General features: G+C 37.7%; 21 protein-coding genes. 3 read left to right on the plus strand and 18 right to left on the minus strand.

Annotated elements, in window-relative coordinates:
* Positions 1-137: 137 nt before the first annotated feature.
* The 12 genes from AC6BYQ_RS21680 to cadR all read right to left on the minus strand — a co-directional run bounded on the left by AC6BYQ_RS21680 (position 138) and on the right by cadR (position 10,090).
* Positions 138-1,268 (minus strand): beta family protein, encoded by a 1,131-nt coding sequence (locus tag AC6BYQ_RS21680; RefSeq protein ID WP_000975797.1) that lies wholly within the window; start codon positions 1,266-1,268, stop codon positions 138-140.
* A gap of 2 nt (positions 1,269-1,270) precedes the next feature.
* Positions 1,271-2,494 (minus strand): ImmA/IrrE family metallo-endopeptidase, encoded by a 1,224-nt coding sequence (locus AC6BYQ_RS21685; protein ID WP_000394712.1) that lies wholly within the window; start codon positions 2,492-2,494, stop codon positions 1,271-1,273.
* Positions 2,484-2,756: a type II toxin-antitoxin system HigB family toxin gene (locus AC6BYQ_RS21690; RefSeq protein WP_000770669.1), complete on the minus strand. Its 273-nt coding sequence runs from the start codon at positions 2,754-2,756 to the stop codon at positions 2,484-2,486. The genes AC6BYQ_RS21685 and AC6BYQ_RS21690 overlap by 11 nt, the downstream gene beginning before the upstream one ends.
* Positions 2,757-3,163: 407 nt before the next feature.
* Entirely contained in the window at positions 3,164-3,982 is an 819-nt protein-coding gene (locus tag AC6BYQ_RS21695) for a hypothetical protein (RefSeq protein WP_000835370.1), read from the minus strand.
* Between the two features lie 296 nt (positions 3,983-4,278).
* A complete protein-coding gene (locus AC6BYQ_RS21700; RefSeq protein ID WP_000080827.1) occupies positions 4,279-5,346 on the minus strand; it encodes an ArsO family NAD(P)H-dependent flavin-containing monooxygenase in 1,068 nt (355 codons plus the stop codon).
* Between the two features lie 104 nt (positions 5,347-5,450).
* The gene (trxB, locus tag AC6BYQ_RS21705) at positions 5,451-6,404 is read right to left on the minus strand and encodes a thioredoxin-disulfide reductase (RefSeq protein WP_498057522.1); all 954 of its coding nucleotides are present in this window, start codon (positions 6,402-6,404) and stop codon (positions 5,451-5,453) included.
* Between the two features lie 18 nt (positions 6,405-6,422).
* Entirely contained in the window at positions 6,423-7,127 is a 705-nt protein-coding gene (gene arsH, locus AC6BYQ_RS21710; protein WP_001052988.1) for an arsenical resistance protein ArsH, read from the minus strand.
* A gap of 4 nt (positions 7,128-7,131) precedes the next feature.
* Complete coding sequence (arsB, locus tag AC6BYQ_RS21715; protein ID WP_000068658.1) at positions 7,132-8,172, minus strand: ACR3 family arsenite efflux transporter; 1,041 nt, start codon at positions 8,170-8,172, stop codon at positions 7,132-7,134.
* Positions 8,173-8,179: 7 nt separating this feature from the next.
* Positions 8,180-8,653: an arsenate reductase ArsC gene (locus AC6BYQ_RS21720; RefSeq protein WP_000670223.1), complete on the minus strand. Its 474-nt coding sequence runs from the start codon at positions 8,651-8,653 to the stop codon at positions 8,180-8,182.
* A gap of 6 nt (positions 8,654-8,659) precedes the next feature.
* The gene (locus tag AC6BYQ_RS21725) at positions 8,660-8,983 is read right to left on the minus strand and encodes a metalloregulator ArsR/SmtB family transcription factor (protein WP_000373080.1); all 324 of its coding nucleotides are present in this window, start codon (positions 8,981-8,983) and stop codon (positions 8,660-8,662) included.
* Between the two features lie 55 nt (positions 8,984-9,038).
* Positions 9,039-9,473, minus strand: a complete 435-nt coding sequence (arsC, locus tag AC6BYQ_RS21730) for an arsenate reductase (glutaredoxin) (protein WP_000213577.1) — start codon at positions 9,471-9,473, stop codon at positions 9,039-9,041.
* Positions 9,474-9,697: 224 nt separating this feature from the next.
* Positions 9,698-10,090 (minus strand): Cd(II)/Pb(II)-responsive transcriptional regulator, encoded by a 393-nt coding sequence (gene cadR / locus AC6BYQ_RS21735; protein WP_000480874.1) that lies wholly within the window; start codon positions 10,088-10,090, stop codon positions 9,698-9,700.
* A 75-nt stretch (positions 10,091-10,165) separates the two neighbouring features.
* Between cadR and AC6BYQ_RS21740 the strand changes: the two genes are divergently transcribed.
* Genes AC6BYQ_RS21740 through feoB form a run of 3 tightly spaced genes read left to right on the plus strand, consistent with a single transcriptional unit; the run spans position 10,166 to position 13,564 of the window.
* On the plus strand, positions 10,166-11,473 hold the full coding sequence (locus tag AC6BYQ_RS21740; RefSeq protein WP_000537300.1) for a cation efflux transmembrane domain-containing protein: 1,308 nt from the start codon (positions 10,166-10,168) through the stop codon (positions 11,471-11,473).
* Between the two features lie 11 nt (positions 11,474-11,484).
* Positions 11,485-11,745 (plus strand): FeoA family protein, encoded by a 261-nt coding sequence (locus AC6BYQ_RS21745; protein ID WP_001048218.1) that lies wholly within the window; start codon positions 11,485-11,487, stop codon positions 11,743-11,745.
* Positions 11,735-13,564 carry a ferrous iron transporter B gene (gene feoB / locus AC6BYQ_RS21750; protein WP_001086233.1) on the plus strand — a complete coding sequence of 610 codons (1,830 nt, stop codon included), beginning with the start codon at positions 11,735-11,737 and terminating at the stop codon, positions 13,562-13,564. The genes AC6BYQ_RS21745 and feoB overlap by 11 nt, the downstream gene beginning before the upstream one ends.
* Before the next feature lie 71 nt (positions 13,565-13,635).
* On the opposite strand, the gene AC6BYQ_RS21755 is transcribed toward feoB, so the two are convergent.
* From AC6BYQ_RS21755 to AC6BYQ_RS21780, 6 genes are all read right to left on the minus strand, one after another.
* Positions 13,636-13,998 (minus strand): copper-binding protein, encoded by a 363-nt coding sequence (locus AC6BYQ_RS21755; protein WP_000911302.1) that lies wholly within the window; start codon positions 13,996-13,998, stop codon positions 13,636-13,638.
* 33 nt (positions 13,999-14,031) lie between these two features.
* The gene (locus AC6BYQ_RS21760) at positions 14,032-17,178 is read right to left on the minus strand and encodes an efflux RND transporter permease subunit (protein WP_000561666.1); all 3,147 of its coding nucleotides are present in this window, start codon (positions 17,176-17,178) and stop codon (positions 14,032-14,034) included.
* Between the two features lie 14 nt (positions 17,179-17,192).
* The gene (locus AC6BYQ_RS21765) at positions 17,193-18,683 is read right to left on the minus strand and encodes an efflux RND transporter periplasmic adaptor subunit (protein ID WP_000945698.1); all 1,491 of its coding nucleotides are present in this window, start codon (positions 18,681-18,683) and stop codon (positions 17,193-17,195) included.
* Positions 18,683-19,987, minus strand: a complete 1,305-nt coding sequence (locus tag AC6BYQ_RS21770; RefSeq protein ID WP_001028920.1) for a TolC family protein — start codon at positions 19,985-19,987, stop codon at positions 18,683-18,685. The genes AC6BYQ_RS21765 and AC6BYQ_RS21770 overlap by 1 nt, the downstream gene beginning before the upstream one ends.
* A 584-nt stretch (positions 19,988-20,571) precedes the next feature.
* Complete coding sequence (locus AC6BYQ_RS21775; protein WP_001260874.1) at positions 20,572-21,501, minus strand: copper resistance protein B; 930 nt, start codon at positions 21,499-21,501, stop codon at positions 20,572-20,574.
* Entirely contained in the window at positions 21,488-23,335 is a 1,848-nt protein-coding gene (locus tag AC6BYQ_RS21780) for a copper resistance system multicopper oxidase (RefSeq protein ID WP_005112102.1), read from the minus strand. Before AC6BYQ_RS21780 ends, AC6BYQ_RS21775 begins: the two co-directional genes overlap by 14 nt.
* Positions 23,336-23,410: the final 75 nt, after the last annotated feature.

The raw sequence follows: 23,410 nt of genomic DNA on the forward strand, positions 1-23,410 counted from the left end.
AAAATAAAATATCATTTATTATTAAAAACTTAGAAACAAAAATAAAATTCATGGTGTAAATTTAGTGTAAAAATTTAATTACTGAAAAATAATTTAAAAATCCAGCCCATTTATGAATGGCTGGATTTTTATTTGATCTATTTTTGATAAGCTAGCTCAAAAGATCCTATTTCCTCTAAGACATACCGAATGTGGTGGCTCGTATCAATTGCAACCCATTGCGTAGGATTTCCTATAAAATTATTAATACCGTGCGCACATTCAAAGATTTTATTGTCTCCCCAACTAAAGCTTACATCTTCATAATAGATAGAATTAATTAATCTCATTGCTAGCTGCTTTCTATGCCCATGACTTCCACCATCTCTAGAAAATGGATGGCCTCTTACGACATAGTAATTTTTATCTATAGTGTAGATAATTTTTCCATTCGTATGTTGATTAATAATCTGCTTTTCTGGAGCTGGATGTCTTGCTCCATGATCTGCAAACTTCAATTTAACATTAGGGAACATGTTTCTTAAAGTCTGCCATACAACCATTTCTTTTCGAAGTACTGGACCATCCGTATCATGATCTTCAATGGCTTCTGCAACGCTTGAAGGATATGAAGCTCCACTGATAGAAATGTATTTAAAATCATATTCAGTTAATACTTCTAAAAAGTCTCTAGACTTGCTTAGCATCTGTTCAATTGTTATACGATTGACACTTACATCCCCAAAATCTAATAATATAGAACAATTATTTTCTGCTAATTTTAAATCAGAAATAATTGATTCTAGTTGTTCTTTGAAAAAATCAGGTTCATCAATATCATACATTGCCTCACCATCTAATCTAATACAAAAATAAGGAGCCTCTGGATAATTTAAATTTTTCATTGTTTGATGATAAAGACTGCTCATTTGATCAAACCAACGGTCATAACCAATTACAGGAACTACCTTTACTCCTAATGCAAACAATTTGTTATACGTATAGGTTAGGAAATGCTCACCATTCTCCAATAAAGCTTCAGATGGTTTCCAAAAATAACCATCCACTAAAGCAATATTTCCACTCCATAATTTCCCTATTTTCTCGCAACGGCTATTAATATCAACAAGTCTTGAAACCCCTTCTTTATAAATATTAGGCATTTCAAATAAAGGGTGGAAAGTTGGCTGTATTTGATATTCTAACTGCTCAGACCTAATAGGTTTTATCGCATCAAATTCACCTTGCTTCGCTTTCATGATTGGGACATATTCTGGAATTTTCATCATCTCTACTCCTCAACACTTAATAAATGAGAATTGGTTAATAATGCCTTGACCTGATATTGACCAACCAAGTCTGAAAATAAGGTGTAATTTCCCAACTCTTTTCGAATACGCCCTGCAATGATTGCTGGATGAACTCTCAACTCTTTAGCCAACTTTTCAATAGATTCTTTACTTGGTGAGATAAATGCCTCTGTACGTCTCAAAACTCCTCTTGGTATAAATGCCTCTCTTGCCAATCGATTTGCTTCAGCCTCCCTCCGATCCTCCATACTTGATGAATCTAAATCATCGAGAAATGCTTCTGTTTCATCAACATGCTTCCAAATATGTGCGCATTCATGTAGTAACGTAAACCAAAAATTATCCAATCGGTCATATCGTAAACTTAGCCCAATAATAGGAGTGCCGTCACTGTCCTTCAATGCCGCTCCATCAAGATGCGTACCCTTAAGATGAGGCTCAATGACTACAGCAATTCCATGCTTTTCTAAGTATTCAATTGCTAATATTGGCCCATGCTCAAACCAGCTTAATTGAGCTAACTCTCTTAAAAAATTACTATTTATTAAATTAGGGTCATATTTTCCTAGACTATCTTTCTTATCTCTAGCTTGGAGAATGACTCTAGCTAGCCACGCATACAGTGCATACATCGTATTAGGTGTTTGGGCATCACCAGACAACTTTCGTTTAAAAGAAGCTGAGCCGATTTGTAACCCTGATTGAGCAATATATTTTTGGATAATACTCTCAGTTGATGCTGCCGTATCAGCAAGAAATGTTTTTAACCACCCCCTATTTTTCATCTCTTTAACAGGAAATTTAGACCAATCAATATTATTTTTATCTAATGTATTCTTTGAATTTGATAAACCAATTAATGTCTCTACCGACAGTCCCAACCCTACAGATAATGCTCGGATCATATCTACGGTTAAAGCTCTTTTTCGATTAAGAACTTCAGAAACTCTACTAGTAGTACCAAAATATGGGGCCAAATCAGCTTGTTTTAACCCTTTCTCATGCATCCTAAATAGAATTGCATCAATAGGATCAGGCGCCTCTATCGGATATTGTTTATTTTCATAATCTTCTATTAAAACCGATAATAATTCCAACCGATCACTCTCAGGACTTCCTATAGCCGGATTTAGCATAATTAAAGAATGCACTTCGTCAAGATAAGCTTGATACTGCTCTCTTGTACGAATAACTTTAAATTCCATTGTTAGCACCTTTAATGTTTACAGCTTTAATAATCGCTATTCTTTGAGAAAACGCGATTTGTAGACAAATAACCCATTTAGAGTTATGTATCGAAAATTCGAAACATTGATTTTCCAAAATAGATACTTTTGGAAATTGTTTCAGAATATCTTCCGCGCCCCGCCAATGAGCATCACGTATTTCAGAGATCCAACTTATGAGCCATTTTTTAGCAAACTCACACTCAATCACTGTTATTTTTTCAAGACCTAAAAGCTTCATTTAAAAATATTCCCAATTTGGGAATAAATTACACCATTTCAAAATACAACTCAATTCCCATTTTGGTAATTATCATAAACTAATTATTGAGAACTACTTCAATTGCTTAAATATTTATCAGTAATATGGTCTTTGTTAGATTTTTTTGAAATAAAAGAATAAATTTAATTAAATAAATCAATATTTAAAGTTTGATATGTTAGATATTGAATTGACATAAGCTGCCCATAATTCCTTCATTCAAAACCTAATTTAGTCACGGTCTTTCTAACAGAATTACAGTCTGACTAACCTCTAATGATCTTAAATAATAAATAACAGTAAAAATACTTTCTGTTATAGGGATAGGTAGTCTATAGATTGTTTTATGTATGTGGACAAATCCAGACTTGTCCACATATTTAAAATTAGGAGTCACTACCTATGCGTTTGCGTTCACGACTTCTAAAATTTTTCACATATAGGCCATCAATCATTTCTTTTGGCTCTAAAGCTAAGGCGCAATTAGCTAAAGTAGCAATTGTATTATCTGTTAACTTAAAGTCATTAGGTAAGAAACCATATTCTTTCTGACGATTACATTCAATAGCTTCAAATAAAGCTCTAAAATAATCAACTAAGGAAGCTCTCTCACCTCTTGTTGCCACTTCAGTAATAGAATCAATAGCAATAGGTACGGCCATTCTTGCATCTTCAGCGATAACTTTCATTACATCATCTAACCGAGGCCAATATTTAAGATCAAACCGACCTTGGAGTTGCTTTAATTTATCTAGCAAAGATGTTCTAAAATACGGATTATTCTGAGATGCTTCACGAATTACATTACCAATGTGATAATGGGTATCTGTCATAAAGCCAGAAGTATTTATTAACTCGGATCTAGTTTCTAGGAGAGCTGCTAATTCATGAGCTTTAATAGAAATTTGCTGATTAATCTCATTCAATTTTTTCTGAGCAGCTCTAGACTTTATTACTTCCTCTGGACTATGCATTGAAGTAATTTCTACTAACAAATCTAAAAAATTTGTGAGGGCTTGATGATATTTCCCTAGTTTTGAATACAACTCACTATAAGCATGTTGTAACTCAACTTTACGCTCAAGTAACCTATCAATGATTATATTTTCACTAGGAAGTATCTTGGCTTGCGTATTAGTAGCTTTTTTATCTAATAGAATAGCTACACATACCTCTTGAGCTTTTATTTCATCTATAGACTTCATGATTTCATCTCTGTAATTGGTTCTGCTTACAGTGTAATTAGCTCAATTAAATCTGTCGGTATCTGAGTAATAACAACTTTTGTAGTACTCAGATACCTCCTTACTCATGAAAGAGTATATAAACAGTAGACTAGTTTTATTGGGAATTATATTAAGCAACTAGAGTCTAGTTAAAATTTTCCAGTTATTGATCACTAACTAAATTAGAACCAATACCACCAAAAAAAAATATAAGTGTTTGATATAAAAAATATATAAACCTTCTATATCTTTAGCCATCCTTTATTTAAGAATTTTTAATCTATAGCTAAGTAAACAGCTATTTCATCGACTACTGCTTTGGCTGTTCTAGAAACCCCAATTAATGTTGCCGATGCCATGCCTGTCCATTCACCATAACCAACTAGCCAAAGGTTGTTTATTTTTATTGAACGCCCATCATTGACAGCAACAGTCTGATTAGGTTCTATCACTCCTAGACTCCTTAAGTGATTTAGGGATGCTTTGAAGCCTGTACACCAAATCACAGCATCAACCAATTGTGTTGAACCATCCTCCCAAACAACCGAATATTCTTTAAATGCTTTAAAGGGTTCTCTGCTATGTAATACCCCACGTTCACGTGCATCTTTGACACTATCAATCATGACAATATCCCCTAGACCACCAATGGGTTGATCAACTATTCGTCCCTCCTGTTGTGCCTTCAAACGTTCTGTTGCTCGAAGGAATAAAACACGCCCATCAACATCATCCGATAAAAATTGAGGAGGATTTACTGTGATCCAAATAGTGTCTGCAACTTCTGAAACTTCAGCAAGAATTTGAGCACCAGAGTTACCTCCTCCTATCACTAGAACCTTTTTATTAATAAAAGGTTCTGGATTAACATAATGTGCTGAATGGGTTTGTATTCCTTTAAATCTTTCTAATCCTTCGTAATGTGGAATATAAGGCTGACTCCATGTACCTGTAGCACTGACAACGGCCTTTGCTCGCCAATATTTATCACCCGCATATACATCTAAGCAGTCATTTTTTTTCTCAATATGATCAACATGTATAGGTCGAATGACAGGAAATTGATAGCGTTGTTCGTATGCAGATAAGTATTGAATCACCTCATTCCGCGTTGGATAAGTTTGTTCAGTTTTTGGCATCATCCAGCCCGACAACGAACTCCAAGTATTTGGAGAAAAAAGACGTAAAGACTCCCAAGCATGTAACCATGCACCACCTGCCTGATTTTGGTCATCTAAAATCACAAATGGAATTTTCTTACGTTTTAAAAAATAGGCTGTAGCAAGAGCTGCTTGTCCACCACCAATAATGACTACATCTACTTCAGCTTGTAATTGAGACAAATTATCTCTCCCTCTTCTTTATTGTCATAAACAAAATCAAAAGCCCAGCCTGTTTAACAGACTGGGCTTATTTCTTAAAACTTTCAAGTGATTGAATTAGCTTTTCAATCGTTCAATTGATCTAGATATTTTTCAGCATCTAGAGCAGCCATACAGCCTGACCCAGCTGAAGTAATCGCTTGACGATAAATGCTGTCAGCGACGTCACCAGCAGCAAAAACACCAGCTACAGAAGTTGCTGTTGCATTACCAGAAGTACCGCTTTGTACTTGGATATAGCCATCACGTAAGTTTAGCTGACCTTCAAACATAGAGGTATTTGGTTTGTGGCCAATTGCAACGAATAGACCATGAACCTCTACGTCTTGCTTAGACTCATCTTGAGTTGATTTAAGGCGAACACTTGTTACACCAGTATTGTCACCCAATACTTCTTCAACTTCGTGATTCCAGATAATGCTGATTTTGCCTTCTTTTTCTTTAGCAAATAAATGATCTTGCAAAATCTTTTCAGAACGTAAGCTATCACGGCGGTGTACTAGCGTTACATGTGAAGCAATATTTGATAAATAAAGCGCTTCTTCAACAGCAGTGTTACCACCACCTACAACCATTACTTTTTGGTTTTTGTAGAAGAAACCATCACATGTTGCACATGCGCTTACGCCTTGTCCCATAAAGTTTTGTTCAGACTCTAGGCCAAGATATTGAGCTGTAGCACCAGTTGCAATAATCAAAGCATCACATGTGTACTCTTCCATATCACCTTTTAGAACAAAAGGACGTACGTTTAAGTCCACTTCGTTAATATGGTCATAGACGAGTTCTGTACCAAAGCGTTCAGCATGTGCTTGCATACGATCCATTAATGCAGGACCAGTTAAACCTTCAGGATCGCCCGGCCAGTTGTCAACTTCGGTTGTTGTTGTAAGTTGCCCACCTAGTTGTAAACCCGCAATTAAAGTAGGTTTAAGGTTTGCACGCGCTGCATAGACAGCTGCACTATAGCCCGCAGGGCCAGAACCGAGAATTATCAGACGTGAATGTCTACTTTGCATTTAGTTCTCTCCAATGTGTTACAGACTACGCTGGTTAACACGTTTAGATAATTCTTCAGCAGATTCTTTACGCTCAGAATATCGATCAGTTAGATACAGGCTTTGTCCACGCGTAAGTAATGTAAACTTATAGAGTTCTTCCATCACATCTACTATACGATCGTAATAAGAAGATGCTTTCATACGTCCATCTTCTTCAAACTCTAAAAAGGCTTTAGGAATTGAAGATTGATTCGGGATTGTAATCATCCGCATCCAGCGCCCCAAAATACGCATCTGGTTAACGCTATTAAAAGATTGTGAACCACCACTAACTTGCATAAGTGCTAAAGTTTTACCTTGCGTCGCACGTATTGCACCACCAGCCAAAGGAATCCAGTCGATTTGGGATTTAAAAATAGAACTCATAGAACCATGACGCTCAGGTGAACACCAAACCATACCCTCTGACCAAGCCAAAAGTTCATGCAATTCTTTTACTTTTGGATGTTCAGTATCGGCATCTTCTGGCAAAGGCAATCCTTTCGGATGAAAGATTTTCACCTCAGCACCAAACTCCTCCAAGATTCGTCCTGCTTCCATCACCGCTAAACGACTATAAGAACGTTCACGATTCGAGCCATATAACAATAAGATGCGTGGTGCATGATCCAGTGCTTTAGCTTGAACTTTCTCTAAAGTAGGTCGATCAAGAAGATTCATATCAACATTTGGGAGATTCATAGATTTACACCGATTCAAAATACTTTTTTCTTAGCCATAAAGAGACACTGACCAAAGCAATCAAAACTGGTACTTCAACTAATGGCCCAATGACTGTAGTAAATGCCACAGGCGATGCTAAACCAAAGGTTGCAATGGCTACAGCCAGTGCTAACTCAAAATTATTACCCGCAGCAGTAAATGAAATTGCTGTAGTTTTTGGGTAGTCATTACCCATCCACTTACTCATAAAGAAACTAATGAAGAACATTACGATAAAGTAAATTGTTAATGGAATCGCAATTCGAATTACATCCAAAGGCAGACTCACTACATCTCCACCTTTGAGACTAAACATAGCAACAATAGTAAACAGTAATGCCAATAGACTTAATGGACTGATCTTCGGTAAAAAGACATTTTGGTACCACTCTAAGCCTTTGGCGTTGACTAAGATCAAACGGGTCAAGAAACCAAGAAAAAAAGGAATACCCAAGTAAATTAATACCGCGTGGGTAATCGTCCAAAAATCCACATTGATTACTTGCCCAGCAATACCAAAATAAGGTGGTAAGAAGGTAAGAAATAACCAAGCATAAGTACTAAAGAACAAAATCTGAAAGATACTATTGAATGCAACCAATGCTGCTACATATTGGTTATCGCCGCAGGCTAAACCATTCCAAACTAAAACCATTGCAATACAACGAGCTAATCCGATCAGGATTAGTCCAGTCATATACTCTGGATAGCTATGCAAAAAAATAATTGCTAATGCAAACATTAATACAGGAGCAATAATCCAGTTCTGTACTAAAGACAAAGTTAATGTTCTTTTGTCTTTAAATACTTGTGGTAGAGCTGCATAGTCCACTTTGGCTAACGGTGGATACATCATCAGAATCAAACCAATCGCAATTGGAATATTGACAGAATCCACACTCATTTTGTCTAAAGTAACGGAAGCTTGAGGTAAGAAGACACCTATCGCAATCCCCAACCCCATCGCAATGAAAATCCATAGCGTCAGGTTACGATCTAAAAATGACAGTCTTTGTTGAGCCATGATTTTCTCATTCAATATCTGATATGTGATTGATTGCAGCAATTAATTCAGGACGAGACATATTTGCTGTATCAAGTGCAAATAAAGCATCTAAACGACGGTTGATATGGTCTACTGTCACTTGGAAAGCTTTTAATTTTTCCTCTTTAGGCAAGTCTAAATGTGATGGATCAGCCAAGCCCCAATGTGCCTTGATCGCTCCCCCCAAATAAAGAGGACAAGCTTCTTGAGCTGCTGAATCACACACAGTAATCACTACATCAGGTTTATATTGCTCACAGTCATCAATGGTTTTACTCCATAAACCTTCTGTTGAAAGACCAAGGTTTTCCAAAGTTTCAATAGTCAATGGATGCACCTGTCCTGATGGCTTACTACCTGCACTGTATGCTTTCCAGTCATGAGGAGCACGACTGTTAAAAAGCACTTCAGACAAAATGCTACGACAACTATTTCCAGTACACAAAAAAAGGAATTTCATAATCTATTACTCACAATAACTATTTATAGAAAGCGTGTTGGTATTGCTTACAACTTGACTAGATGATGTTTTTTTTAAAGTATCTAGAATTTCAAAACACCATGCTGGAAGTTGTTGATTAATGCTGTAGTACACCCATTGGCTTTGTCGTCTGTCTTGTAAGAGACCAGAAGAGCGTAATAAAGCTAAATGCCTAGAAATCTTTGGTTGACTCAGTTGTAGCTTTTCTGTCAGATCACAAACACAGAGTTCTTTATTCTCAGCAATTAAAGTGACAATATTGAGACGGGTTTCATCTGATAAGCATTTAAAAAAATTAACTTGATCCATCTTTGCTACCTATAAATTTGGATATGCAGATAATCACATACAAGAACTAAATTTTTTAATTTACTCTCTGACCATTTTCGTCGATCACTTGTTCACCATCTTCTTTAGTGAAAGCACCTTTTTGTGGTAATGGCAGAATATCCAAGACAACTTCTGAAGGACGACTTAAGCGAGTACCTAATTCAGTAACAACAAATGGTCGATTAATCAAAATAGGATGTTCAAGCATAAAACTGAGTAGTTGTTCATCACTCAAATCACTACGATCAAGCTGTAAATCCCGATAAGGATCTACATTCTGACGAATAGCCTCTCTTACTGTTAAGTTTGCATCCTGAATCAATTTAACTAATTCGTCATGACTAGGTGGTGTAATGAGATATTCAATAACGGTTGGTTCAATTCCTGTATTGCGAATCAAAGCCAAAGTATTCCGAGAGGTGCCACAAGCAGGATTGTGATAAATCTTTACATCTAATGAAGTTGTCATGAAACTGGGACCTCTAATATATTAATATCTTTATATATGAATTAGCATATATATGCAACTTCATATATGATGGTCTGCAAAATACAATCCATTAAATAAGCTAGTTAAATTTGAAAAACTGCTGTAAACAATTCATTTTAGATTAAGAATTTAGCAATAATATTAAATAAGCCAATATACGTATCAGTAAGTTTGAGAAACAAATGTGATCACTAACTTTTTATTCAGGCTAACTTCTTCAGTACACCACATTTGTCCACTGTACATAACCCATCACAAGTCTTTCTTATTTCTAATAGCTGCTGTATGAGTTTCTGCTGATTCCGAATATTTTCCTCTACATCGTTAATATGTGAATCGATAAGCTCATTCACATCAGAACAATTTAGATTAGGCAGATCCTTATAATTTAGTAATTTTTTGATTTCAATTAAGTTCATATTCAAAGAACGACAATTCACAATGAATTTCAACCGATCAATGTAATCTTCAGTATATAGTCTATAGTTACCTTGAGTTCGATCAGGTTGCGGGATTAAACCTTCTTTTTCATAAAACCGTATTGTCAGTACTGAGCACGACGTTTTCTCAGAGAGCTCTCCTATCTTCATAAACATTAGAAATACTCAAAATCCAACTTGACTCTATAGTAGCTATAGAGATTTTAATATGCAATAAGTAAAGATATGACTATGGGCACATCAATGAGTGGTTGCGGTTGTAATAAAGAAAGTTCTTGTGAAGACACTAAGCAAAATCAAAATGAATCAGAAACAAATTCTGGTAACAGTAAAGATTTAACTGCTGAAGAAAGTAAAAGCTCTTGTTGTGGTAATGAAGTACCACAACAATCTAAGCCAGATGAAAAAGATTCTTGTGCTAGTACTCAGCCATGTTCTACGCAGTCAAACTCATGTTGCACCCCAGATTCAATAAGTTCACCTGAGATAATCAGTGATAATGAGGGTGTAGCGACTTTCATCAGTGACTATAAAATCCCTAAAATGGATTGTTCCGCAGAGGAACAAATGGTTCGGATGACTTTATCTTCTTTGGTAAATGTTAAGAGGCTAGTTTTTGATTTGCCGAATCGAAACCTAAAAGTTATGCATAATGGTGAAAGTAATGAAATCACTGCAAAACTTGAAGCTCTTGGGTTTGGCGCTAAATTAAATAAAACTGAAGCCTATGTAAATAAAGAGCATGCAAAAGAAATCAGTACGTTTCTGATTCCGAAAATGGATTGCTCTGCTGAGGAGCAAATGGTTCGTATGGCATTGTCTCCAGTGAGTGAGGTCAAAGGACTAATATTTGATTTACCTAATCGGAAATTAAAAGTTTTTCATAATGATGGTCTTAATGAAATTACTAGCAAACTTGAAGCACTTGGTTTTGGAGCCAAACTTGAAAGTACCGCTGCCTCTGTGGGTGAAATGCCTGAAAAAGCAGATACGTCTGAACAAGCAAAAGTTTTAAAAATTCTTTTAGCGATTAATCTCCTATTATTCTTTATAGAGTTTATCAGTGGTTTGGTAGCTGCCTCTACAGGCTTGATTGCTGACTCATTGGATATGCTTGCTGATGCCACAGTGTTTGGTATAGCACTGTTTGTTGTTGGTAAAAGTGTAAAAAAACAATTAAAAGCAGCGCATCTTTCAGGCTGGTTACAGTTAATTCTCGCTACTTCTGTAATTGTAGATGTTGTGCGTCGGTTCATTTATGGTAGTGAGCCAGAGTCTTTCTTGATGATTGGAATTGCTGCTTTAGCGCTAATTGCCAATTTTTATTGTATATACCTAATGTCTCATCAAAAAAATGATGGTGCACACATGAAGGCTAGTTGGGTCTTTTTATCCAATGATATCATAGTCAATTTTGGTGTGATTTGTGCAGGGATACTAGTTGCTTTGACAGGTTCCGCATATCCAGATCTTGTTATAGGAATAATTGTTTCACTTTTCGTACTTAACGGTGCTCGAAAAATTTTGGCATTGAAATAAGAGTATTAAAAATGAATTTATTCCAAGTTAAACCAAACGAATTTGTCAAAATTGTTGACCTAAAAAAAGGTAACCAATATTTAGATAAAAATGATCCAGTTCTCGAACGACTTGAATTGTTAGGTTTCAGAATTGGTGAAACTTTACAAGTTCTAGCTAAGGGACTTTTCGGTGGTGATCCAGTATTGGTTCAAATTGAAACTTCTCGATTTGCGTTAAGAAAGAATGAAGCTGAACGAATTTTTGTAGAGATTGTTTCAAATGAACAGTAAAAATATTGCACTTATTGGTAACCCAAATTGTGGGAAAACATCTCTCTTTAATACTTTAACAGGTACTCGTCAAAAAGTAGCTAATTATGCTGGTGTTACTGTTGAGCGGAAAGAAGGTTTTTTTAAACTACCTTCTGGTGAATCAGTTCGAGTTTTAGATTTGCCCGGCACATACAGCTTAAAGCCTACGAGTCTAGATGAAGAGGTAACAAGGGCTGTATGCTTAGGTGAGCTTGAGGGTGAGGTTCTACCTGATATATATGTATGTGTGGTTGATGCCACTAATTTACATTTACATTTAAGTCTTGTGCTTGAAATAAGGGCATTGAATCGACCAATGCTTCTTGTTTTAAATATGATGGATGAGGTCAAAAAGCGTGGTATTTCGATAGATATTAATAAGCTATCAGAATTGTTGGGTATCCCTGTTATTGAGGCTGTTGCCGTTAAAACTAAAGGCGTGCAAGAACTACTAAATCAATTAGATCAAAAAAATCTATTTGTCACTCCTTATCATTCTGATCTGAATCATTTTGATCAGATTAAAAATATTACTAAACAGGTAATTTTAAAAAATGATAACGGTGATGCAAGAACAGCTTTCTTGGATAAAATTTTCTTACATCCTGTACTTGGTTTAGTCATCCTAACGCTTACCATGTTTGTCATGTTCCAAGCCGTTTTTATCTGGGCACAACCTTTTATCTCATTAATTGAAAATGCAATTGCTTGGTTAGGTAATACAATTGGCCCGCTTATTACTCATCCATTACTTAGAAGTCTTATTGTTGATGGGGTAATCGCTGGATCGGGTAGTGTTTTGGCTTATATGCCGCAGATCCTTATCTTATTCTTCTTTATTTTAATTTTAGAAGAATCAGGTTATTTGCCACGAGCAGCATTCCTTTTGGATAAATTAATGTCCAAAGCTGGTTTAAGTGGACGTTCCTTTATTCCACTATTGTCTAGTTTTGCCTGTGCTATTCCTGGTGTCATGGCAACACGAAGCATTAGTTCGGAAAGAGATCGTCTAGCAACCATTATGATTGCGCCATTAATGACTTGTTCTGCAAGATTACCTGTTTATGCTTTGCTAATTGCGGCATTCATTCCAAACAAATTAGTTTATGGTTGGTTGAGCCTACAAGGTTTAGTTCTTTTTGGACTATATATGGCTGGAATTGTTTCAGCATTATGTGTTTCTTTATTTTTGAAACTAGTTAGAAAAGATAAAACAGAAAGTATTTTTATCTTTGAGTTGCCTACTTATCGATTGCCAGATATTCGAAACGTTGCATTAGGACTTTATGATCGAGCTACGATCTTTCTAAAAAGAGTTGGTGGTATTATCGTAGCATTATCTATATTGCTTTGGGTGTTGGTTACGTTCCCTCAACCACCTGAGCATGCCACGATGCCTGCTATCAACTATAGTTTAGCTGGACAACTTGGACACATTATTCAGCCTATATTTGCACCTATTGGCTTTACTTGGGAAATCTGTATCGCATTAATTCCTGCTATGGCTGCAAGGGAAGTTGTCATTGCTGCTTTAGGTGTAATTTATGCTATGTCTGGAGATGAAGATACTGTAACTCAAACATTGTTGAGTCAAATCTCTGGTCCTGATGGTTGGGGGCTAGCTACAGGGATGTCATTATTAGTTTGGTACATTTTCGCACCACATTGTCTTGCAACATTAGCGACCATTCGTCGTGAAACTGGTAGCTGGAAACAGCCTGTTATTATGGCGACTTACTTATTTGGGCTTGCGTATTTCTTTGCCTTCATTACATATCAGCTTATTAGTAGACTTTAATCAAAATAAGAATATTTCATAAAGAAAAATGGATGCCTTCGCATCCATTTTTCTTTTAAGTATCAAACTGATTATGAGCTTTTTTTCACAGCAACAATAATCTGACTCTCACCCTCTATTTTTAATTCGAAGTCAACCTTTTCCCCTACAGTTAAACCATTCAATAATGCTGGATCTGCAACTTTAAAGCCCATGGTCATTGCAGGCCATTTAATTGCAGGAATTGCTTCATGGTCGAGTGTTAGAATATTTTCTTTCGTATCAATAGCAGTAATCACACCAACAGCTTGAGCTGTTGCAACTGTAGATGACTCTTTACTCATCTGCTCCATCGGTGCTTCCGCTTTCTTTTGCTCTGATGCCTCATTTTTGCTACATGCACTTAACGCAGCAACAGTTGCAACAAGAGCCACAATTTTCATAAATTTCAACATAATAAAACCTCTTTTGACGAAATAATAAAACTATCAATTCTTTGATAGTTTTCTTTTGATTAAAAGCTGATATGCCGCAGGGATAACAAACATAGATAAGAGAGGGGCTGAAATCATCCCCCCAACCATAGGTAAAGCAATACGACTCATTAATTCAGAACCTGTTCCAGTCCCCAACAGAATAGGGATTAACCCCGCCAAAATGACAGCGACTGTCATTGCTTTAGGGCGAACACGTAGCACGGCTCCTGTATGAATTGCCTTATTGAGTTGTTGCTCTGTTAAGGATGCCGTTGAAGAAGATAGGCTTTGCTGTGCATGCTCAATTGCTTGCTTTAAATAGAACAACATGACTACACCAAACTCTGCGGCAACACCAGCAAGTGCAATAAAACCAACAGCAATCGCAACCGAAAAGTGATAATCACTCAAGTACATAGCCCAAATACCACCAATCAAGGCAAAAGGTAGTGTTGCCATAATCAGAACAGCATCTTGTACTTGCCTAAAAATCAAATAGAGCAATAGAAAAATGATCATCAAAGTAATTGGAATAACAACTTTTAAGCGAGCATTCGCACGCTCCATGAACTCAAACTGTCCTGAATAGCTAATGCTCATGGCAGAAGAACGTTTTACTTTTTGGTCTATGGCCTGCTTCAAATCTTGTACAACCGAAGCTAAGTCACGTCCTTGTACATCGACATAGATCCAACCACTTGGACGGGCATTCTCACTTTTAAGCATTGGCGGCCCATCTGTAATTTGAATATTAGCAACACTACTCAAGACTATTTGTTGACCAGATTCAGTTAGAATCGGTAAATTTCTTAAGGCTTCCAGTGAATCTCGAATCTCTCGTGGGTAACGTACATTAATGGGATACCGTGCCAAGCCTTCAACAGTTTCACCAATATTTTCCCCGCCAATCGCTGATGAGACGATTTGCTGTACATCTTTAATATTGAGACCATATCGCGCAGCCTGCATACGGTTAATATCAACATCAACATATCGACCACCTGTGAGCCGTTCAGCTAAAGCTGAACTAACACCGGGCACCTGTTTAGCCACTTGTTCAATTTGCTGTGCTACCCGATCAATATCTTGCAGATCATTTGCTGAAACCTTAATCCCGATTGGACTTTTCACCCCAGTTGCCAACATATCAATCCGGTTACGGATAGGTGGCACCCAAATGTTTGTTAAACCCGGTACTTGGACTGCCTTATCTAGTTCTTTTATCAATTTGTCAGGTGTCATACCTGAACGCCATTCAGACCGTGGTTTGAACTGAATCGTGGTTTCAAACATTTCTAATGGTGCAGAATCTGTGGCTGACTCTGCGCGACCAGCTTTACCGAATACTGTTGCAACTTCAGGAACGGTTTTAATCATTCGATCAGTCTGTTGGAGTAGCTCAGAAGCTTTTGCTGCGGACAATCCCGGTAAAGCTGAAGGCATATACAGTAAATCACCTTCATCCATATTGGGTAGAAACTCCCCACCTAACCGTGTTAAAGGGAAAAGACTAATAAGGAAAATTAGCAATGCACCAAGTAAAATTGTCTTTGGATGAGCTAAAACCTTATCCAACATAGGGCTGTATATTTTGATCAGAAAACGGTTCAGTGGATTACGCTGTTCAGAAGGTAATTTCCCTCGAATCCAATAACCCATTAAAACGGGAATCAAGGTAATGGATAAACCTGCTGCTGCTGCCATTGCATAGGTTTTAGTAAATGCCAGTGGTGAGAACAAGCGACCTTCTTGTGCCTGTAAAGTAAAAATAGGAATGAAGGATAAGGTAATGATGAGTAGACAGAAAAATAAAGTTGGCCCGACCTCACTGGCAGAACGTGTAATGATGTTCCAACGGACTTGTGCTTCCAAGACTTGCTCAGGATGTTCGTGTTGCCAAGTTTCGATATGCTTATGTGCATTTTCAACCATTACAATTGCGGCATCGACCATAGCGCCAATCGCGATAGCAATACCACCCAACGACATGATATTGGCATTTAGCCCTTGATAATGCATCACCAAGAAAGCAGATAAAATCCCAAGCGGCAAAGAAACAATAGCCACCATTGCTGAACGTAAATGCCAGAGGAATAGTCCACAGACTAAAGCCACCACAATAAACTCTTCAATTAATTTATGGCTGAGATTTTCTACTGCTCTATCAATCAATTGACTGCGATCATATACAGGAACAACTTGTACACCTTTCGGTAGACTTTGTTGTAATTCAGCTAGCTTCGCTTTCACAGCAGTAATCGTTTCACGTGCATTTTTACCTGCTCGTAAAATCACGACACCCCCAACCGTTTCACCTTGCCCATTCAATTCACTGATGCCACGACGCATTTCTGGACCAAGTTGAATAGTTGCAACATCACCTAAAGAAACAGGAACACCGAAACTATTTGTTCGTAAAGGAATTTGGCGAAAATCATCTAAAGTTTTTAAATAACCAGAAGCCCGCACCATATATTCCGTTTCAGCCATTTCCAGAACTGAACCACCAGTTTCCTGATTAGCTTTTTGAATCGCCTCAATGACATTGTTTTGTGTGACACCTAAAGTAGCCATCTTGCTTGGGTCTAAGACAACCTGATATTGCTTAACCATTCCCCCAATTGTGGCAACTTCAGCCACGTTAGGTAATGTCTTCAGTTCATACTTTAAAAACCAGTCTTGTATGCTTCTCAGCTCCGAAAGATCATGCTGTCCTGTTGGGTCTACTAATGCATATTCATAAACCCAACCAACGCCAGTGGCATCTGGTCCCAATGAAGATTTCGCATTTGCAGGCATTTTCCCTTGAATTTGATTTAGATACTCCAATACACGAGAACGGGCCCAGTAAAGGTCAGTATGTTCATCAAAGATGACATAAACAAATGAGTCACCAAAAAAAGAATAACCGCGAACAGTTTTAACACCGGGCACCGATAACATGGTTGTTGTTAAAGGGTAGGTCACCTGATTTTCAACAATTTGTGGTGCCTGACCAGAAAAATTAGTTCGAATAATTACTTGTACATCAGACAAATCTGGTAATGCATCGACCGGAGTATTCTTTACGGCCCAAGTTCCCCAAGCAGCCAGAATTAAAGCGGCCAACAGGACAAATACACGATTTGCAATTGAAAAACGAATAATACGGGCAATCATAATCGTCCTCCCGTTTAGTTCTTCATAGATGTCATAGACATCTTGGAAATGTCAGAAATAACGTAAGTATCTCTAGCATGTGTAAAACTAAAACGGACCTGATCGCCTTGCTGAATTTGGGTAAATGGTTGCACTGGTTGTTTAAAGCTCATAGTCATAGCCCCCCAACCCAACTCAGGAATCGCCTGATGTGAAATGGTAATGTCTTGAGCTGTGACTTTTTCAACTTTACCAATGCCTTGATATATTGATGTCTTAACCACTTGAGATGAAGTCTTCGATTGTCCAGTGTTCAGCTTATCCAATACACCTTGTAAATTTGCTTCAGAATCAATCAGGAATTGCCCTGAAATTACCACCTTCTGACCAGCTTTCAACCCTTTTAGAATTGCAATTTTATTGCCATCACTTTGACCTAACTGTACTACAACAGGTTCAAAACGCCCTTGCTCATGTCCCACAATGACAACGTTCCGAGTACCTGTACGTATAACAGCTTGCTCTGGTATAACTAAATTGCTTTGTGGGTTGTTGGAGAATTTAACGGAAGCAAACATTCCCGGCTTGAGCAATCCCTCTCTATTGGGCAACTCAATACGAACTTTTATGGTTCTACTCGTGCTATCCAAAGTTGGTAAAATATCAATGACTTTACCGGACACTATTTGAGGATATGCAACAAAAGTAGCTTCAACTTTCATTCCCCGTTTTATCCCGGCAATTTGTGCTTCTGGAACAGATGCTTCTAACCAGATTGGGCTTATCCCCTTGATGGTGACAAGCGTTTGCCCCATAGCTAAAGCCATTCCATTGCGGACTTCTAACGAATCAATAAATCCACTTACAGGTGCACTTAAAGTCATATTGGATTGCACTCGATGTGTCCGCTCGACTTGATTAATCACATTTTGTGGGATTCCTAAAAGCTGTAAACGTTGTCGGCTTGCCTGAATAAGAGAACGATCTCTTGTTCGGAGTACAGCTAGAAATTCAGTTTGTTCTCCTGTCCATTCAGGTATTGAAATATCAGCTATGGGACTGCCTTGCGTCACCATATCCCCAACAGCATGTCCGTACACTCGTTGGACGAAACCACTTGCTCTTGTTTGTAAAATAGCTACCTGTCGTTCATTGGTCTGCAATATACCATTGGTTAACAAAGTATTTCCCATCACAGCTTGTTCGACTGAAGCATAACGAATTGCTAAATTTTGTTGGAGGGATGGATCAATCTTAACCGCAGGATAACTGTCTTCAGTCATCGTAGTATTTTCATCTGCATATTTAGGAACCAGTTGCATGTCCATAAATGGCGATTTCCCCGGTTTATCAAAATGCTGTTCAGGCTTCATTGGGTCGTACCAATACAACACTTTGGCAGCCTGTTGCGGACCTGATTGAGGATTGTATTTCTGATGTGCAATCCAGTATCCAGCACCACCACCCGCAGCCAGACTAATTACCGCAACGCCCATGACAGTAACTGCTAATTTATTTCTTAACATTATGGCTGCCCCTCAACATGGTTTAAGGTCGGTTCTTCAAAGGCATAATAAAGTTGGGCTTTAGTCACAGCCTGTTGCTGTTGGAGATCAATGAGACGCAAACGCTGTTCTAAAAGAGCTTGTCGAGCAGCAATAACATTAGACAAATTACTTTTACCTGCTTGATAGCTTGCCAACTGTAAACCCACTTTTTGTTTAGCGAGTGGAATACTTGTTTGCATCGCACGTCTAATTTGCTGATCAAGTGCATCAAGATCGGATAACCCATCATCTAGCATAGTGAGATGGTCACGGTATTGGACTTCTTGATCGGCGGTAATCCTGTTTTGTTCGGCTAAAGCTGCCTGAATGAGTGGACTACTACGTCTTTTTGAAAAGACAGGAAGCTCTGTTGTTAGTTGCACCCCGATCATATCGCCAAATTCGGGTGCTCGATGCTGATAAGCAAGTTCAATACCCCAATCTGGTTTCTGTAAAGCCTGAGCTTGCTTCAGTTTTGCTTCAGCAGTTTGCTTTTCTGCCTGAAATGCTTTTAATTCAGGATGTTGATGCAAATGATGATATAGCTTTGATGTATCAAGGTAGATAGATGGTGCTTGGTCAGGTAAGGTTTCAATTTGAGAGAGATTTTCAGTAGGTTCTGCACTGACTAACCGATGCAACTCTAACTTGGCTTTATTTAAATCACGAAGTAAATCATCCTTCTGGTCAAGCAATACCGTGGCTTCTTGTCTTGGATCAAGTGCATCGGCAATGATTGTACGACCAGAGATGACCTGTGTTTGAGTAATTTGAGAAAGTAATCGATTCTCTGAAAACAGTTCATCATATAGTGCTAATTTACGTTCAAGATAAAAGCGCTTAAGCCAAGCAGATGCGACTTTCTGACGTACCTCAATACGCAGAATCTCAGTTTGAGCATTGGCCGAACCTAGTTCAGCTTTTGCTAAATCGACCTCAGCTTGTCTTTTGGCACGATTTGGAAAATCTTGCATCACGCCAATTTTTTGCATAGTCATACCTTCGCGTGTGACTGACCATGCGGCATCGCCGGATACAGGGTAATTATCTAAACCTACAAATAATTTAGGGTTGGGTAAAATACCTGAAGCTGAAACCATATTTTCAGCCCCTTCAATCCTTGCACTATTTGCTCTTAGGGTAGGTGCATATTGCTCAGCAAGCTTCATAGCTGTATTCAAAGTTAATGGCTCAGCATAAGCCTGACCATAGACCAGACAGAAACAGATAGTAGCTATTGGCCATCTCTTACGATGAGATTGCTTTTCTTTATAAATATTCATATTTTTTGCTCTAAAATGTTTACGCGCACGCGCAGAACATTCATAGAAAATTCTATGAATGATAGAGGACTATCAAATTAGTTAGAGCGTGGAGGCTTCCATAAACCCGAAGGGTATGGAGAAGGAAGATTTTGATCTAAAGAGTAAAAAGCTGAGCGCTCTATAGGAAAGGAAACCATTGAGTGCAAAATACCCTGAACGTCATTAGCATATACAAGCTTGGTAAAAGACATAATGCAATCTTGTTCAGACAGACAGGATGGATCATGCAGAGTTTTTTTGGACTTTGCTTCTCCTTTCATACAATCAGTATGCATCATATTCTGATTTTTCGACTCTTCCATTTGCATGGATTGCATCTGTTCAGATGGCATTAAACATCGTTTATGTACAGACGAGGCAACAGCAGCCGATCCTACTAACAGGATAGCAAACGATAAAAACAGCGATAGGCATGTTTTTAACCACTGCATAGACATAGACCAAATTTTAAGCTTTTTTAGTTTTACAGAATTGAATCGTAATAGCAACAATTTCATGAATAGTAGCCGAAACTACTATTCATGATTTCAAGTTATAGTATTTTAAAATACCAATTCGATGCCTGCACCATATTTCCATCCTTTTTCGGACTCAGTTGCTTCTTGCACGTTAGTTGCTTTTTGTCCTTTTTCATATTGGTAAGCAACATCCACAAAAGGTCTGACTCTTTTAGTGACTTCATATCGGGTTTTAATACCGGTTTTTAGTTCAGACAAACCTGATTTTGCAGCATAGTTAGAATCATCGCTAAATACAGCATCTACTTCAAGATAAGGTTGTGTGATCAATTTCTGGGTTAACAGGAAATCACGCTCGACTTCTAAGCTTGCCCCCCAAAAATTATTCTCACCACCGTACAAATAAGCTTGGGTTTCAAAGAAATATGGAGCTAATCCCAACACGCCAACAACACCATCAACCCGATCGCTGTTGCTGTTATTTTTATCTTCACTGTATCTCACCCCAGCCTGTACATCCCAAAAGGGTGCTACATTACGGCTATAAAGCGCAGATACATCATATTTTGGATCATGACTTTCTGCTTTATCCAAATTTGCTTCAATAAATAGGCGATTTTCATCTGTACCTATCAATGTTTCAATTTTCGATCCTAAAGCACCTTTGCCATCTTCATCCACAGTCCACTCATTCTCAAACTTAGTCATTTGGAAAACTTGTCCACCATGTTCTTTCAGATGTTTATCATGATTTCGGTTATTAGAAGTTTCGGCTTCCAGGCCTATACCATTATCTCCATCATTACCAGAAGTTGAATTTTGGTAAGTATTACGATCAACATAACCTAATCCACCAGGCTCTTTTAACAGCATTTTCATACTCTCGGACTGAGAGGATTTAGTACTACTATCCATGCTTTGAACAGCAGTATCATTTGCAAAAGCTACACCTGATAATCCAATTAAAGCTATAGATAAAAATGTCTTAGAATATATTTTTTTAGTGGTGCGCATGTTGATTTACCCCCTTATCATTAGTATTAGGTTGAGCAACAACATCTTTCGAATCAGTACTATTACTATCGACATTTGCCACAATAAGTTTATTCATCATTCCAGCAGACATGTGATAGAGCAAATGGCAATGGATAGCCCATTCACCTAACTCATCAGCCGTTAATAAAGTTGTAACTGTTTTACCTGGTGGAACAATTACTGTATGTTTATTCGGCATATTGCTAGGATCTTGGCCATTTTCCAGTTGCATAAACATGCCATGTAAATGCATTGGATGAGCCATCATACTATCGTTAACAAATTTCAAGCGTATACGCTCACCATATTTCACTTTAAATGGTTCAGTTTCATTAAACTTCTTACCATTAATTGTCCAAATATAGCGCTCCATATTTCCACCTAAGCGGATTTCAATTTCACGTTCTGGAGCACGGGTATCTTTTTGGGGGGTTAAAGATTGTAAATCACTATATTGAAGTGCTTTTAGACCAGCTGGTGTTGATGCATTCGCCCATCCGTAAACCACTTGATCAGATCCAGAAGAGCTTACTGTTTTTGAAGGCATATCATGATCCATACCTTTCATTGAAGACATATCATGATCCATACCTTTCATTGAAGACATATCATGATCCATACCTTTCATTGAAGACATATCATGATCCATTCCTTTCATTGAAGACATATCATGGTCCATTCCTTTCATTGAAGACATATCATGATCCATACCTTTCATTGAAGACATATCATGGTCCATTCCCATATCTTCCATCGTCAGTAAAGCACGGGGACGAGGTGTCGGCATCGTAGTACTTTTTACAAGTGAAGTATTTTCATCATGTAATGTACCAATAGAAAAACCACTTCGATCAATAGATTCAGCTTCAATCTGATAATTTGCTTGTTTCGGTTCTACAATAACATCATAAGTCTCAGCTGTTCCTATCCGGAATTCATCCACTGGCACGGGTTTTACTGGTTGTCCATCTGCGCTGACTACTGTCATTTTCAGATTAGGAATTCTTACATCGAACAAAGACATTGCCGAGGCATTAATAAACCGAAGACGTACTTTTTCTCCAGCTTTAAAATTTCCAGTCCAATTTTGTTCTGGAGTCTTACCATTCATTAAAAACGTATAGTTTGTTACATCAGACATATCTGTCTTAAGCATTCGCATCTGATTCCACATGGAACGATCTTTCCATGTTGCCTTTAAACCGTCTCTTTTAATCTGCCTAAAAACATCAAAAACTGTTTCTCTTCGATTCTGGTAGTAATCAGCTTCTTTCTTGAGATTACTCATAATCTGACCACTAGTAGAGTTGTGAAAATCAGAGAGTAAGACTACGTAATCTCTATCAGCTTTTTCTCCGGCCGTTAAAGGTACTTTATTTTTGGGATAAATGACTAAAGGGCCATACAGACCATCTTGCTCTTGACCTTTACTATGCGAGTGATACCAATAGGTTCCATTCTGACGAACCTTGAATTTATATTCATAGGTTTTATTTGGTGCAATACCATCAAACTGGTTGAACCCAGGTACTCCATCCATGATGCCAGGTAAAATTAAACCATGCCAATGAATTGAAGAATCTTGGTTTTTCAACTTGTTGTGTACACGAATAACGGCATCATCGCCTTCCTCAAACTCAAGAAGAGGCGCAACAAACTTACCATTTACAGTAATTCGTTTTAGAGGCTTTCCTGTAATATTCACCGTCTGTTCAGCAATTGTTAAATCATATTCTTTAACCGCTGCCATAACCCAAGTCGACGAAAACAATCCGACTCCTATTAAAAGGACATGACTTAATTTTCTAGACATTTATTTTCACCTATCTATAGTTAATTGAGGGCTAAGCAGGTGGATAAAATACTTTTCCCTCAATATCTTATTTCG

This window comes from Serratia sp. LTN-2 (assembly GCF_059740205.1).

What these genes read in the sequence shown, in the direction of transcription:
- feoB (WP_001086233.1), top strand. Translation starts at nt 11,735, where the DNA reads ATGAACAGTAAAAATATTGCACTTATTGGTAACCCAAATTGTGGGAAA.
- AC6BYQ_RS21680 (WP_000975797.1), bottom strand. Translation starts at nt 1,268, where the DNA reads ATGATGAAAATTCCAGAATATGTCCCAATCATGAAAGCGAAGCAAGGT.
- AC6BYQ_RS21760 (WP_000561666.1), bottom strand. Translation starts at nt 17,178, where the DNA reads ATGATTGCCCGTATTATTCGTTTTTCAATTGCAAATCGTGTATTTGTC.
- AC6BYQ_RS21780 (WP_005112102.1), bottom strand. Translation starts at nt 23,335, where the DNA reads ATGTCTAGAAAATTAAGTCATGTCCTTTTAATAGGAGTCGGATTGTTT.
- AC6BYQ_RS21690 (WP_000770669.1), bottom strand. Translation starts at nt 2,756, where the DNA reads ATGAAGCTTTTAGGTCTTGAAAAAATAACAGTGATTGAGTGTGAGTTT.
- arsH (WP_001052988.1), bottom strand. Translation starts at nt 7,127, where the DNA reads ATGAATCTCCCAAATGTTGATATGAATCTTCTTGATCGACCTACTTTA.
- AC6BYQ_RS21720 (WP_000670223.1), bottom strand. Translation starts at nt 8,653, where the DNA reads ATGAAATTCCTTTTTTTGTGTACTGGAAATAGTTGTCGTAGCATTTTG.
- AC6BYQ_RS21695 (WP_000835370.1), bottom strand. Translation starts at nt 3,982, where the DNA reads ATGAAGTCTATAGATGAAATAAAAGCTCAAGAGGTATGTGTAGCTATT.
- AC6BYQ_RS21740 (WP_000537300.1), top strand. Translation starts at nt 10,166, where the DNA reads ATGGGCACATCAATGAGTGGTTGCGGTTGTAATAAAGAAAGTTCTTGT.
- AC6BYQ_RS21725 (WP_000373080.1), bottom strand. Translation starts at nt 8,983, where the DNA reads ATGGATCAAGTTAATTTTTTTAAATGCTTATCAGATGAAACCCGTCTC.
- AC6BYQ_RS21685 (WP_000394712.1), bottom strand. Translation starts at nt 2,494, where the DNA reads ATGGAATTTAAAGTTATTCGTACAAGAGAGCAGTATCAAGCTTATCTT.
- trxB (WP_498057522.1), bottom strand. Translation starts at nt 6,404, where the DNA reads ATGCAAAGTAGACATTCACGTCTGATAATTCTCGGTTCTGGCCCTGCG.
- AC6BYQ_RS21775 (WP_001260874.1), bottom strand. Translation starts at nt 21,501, where the DNA reads ATGCGCACCACTAAAAAAATATATTCTAAGACATTTTTATCTATAGCT.
- AC6BYQ_RS21745 (WP_001048218.1), top strand. Translation starts at nt 11,485, where the DNA reads ATGAATTTATTCCAAGTTAAACCAAACGAATTTGTCAAAATTGTTGAC.
- arsB (WP_000068658.1), bottom strand. Translation starts at nt 8,172, where the DNA reads ATGGCTCAACAAAGACTGTCATTTTTAGATCGTAACCTGACGCTATGG.
- AC6BYQ_RS21770 (WP_001028920.1), bottom strand. Translation starts at nt 19,987, where the DNA reads ATGAATATTTATAAAGAAAAGCAATCTCATCGTAAGAGATGGCCAATA.
- cadR (WP_000480874.1), bottom strand. Translation starts at nt 10,090, where the DNA reads ATGTTTATGAAGATAGGAGAGCTCTCTGAGAAAACGTCGTGCTCAGTA.
- arsC (WP_000213577.1), bottom strand. Translation starts at nt 9,473, where the DNA reads ATGACAACTTCATTAGATGTAAAGATTTATCACAATCCTGCTTGTGGC.
- AC6BYQ_RS21765 (WP_000945698.1), bottom strand. Translation starts at nt 18,683, where the DNA reads ATGTTAAGAAATAAATTAGCAGTTACTGTCATGGGCGTTGCGGTAATT.
- AC6BYQ_RS21755 (WP_000911302.1), bottom strand. Translation starts at nt 13,998, where the DNA reads ATGTTGAAATTTATGAAAATTGTGGCTCTTGTTGCAACTGTTGCTGCG.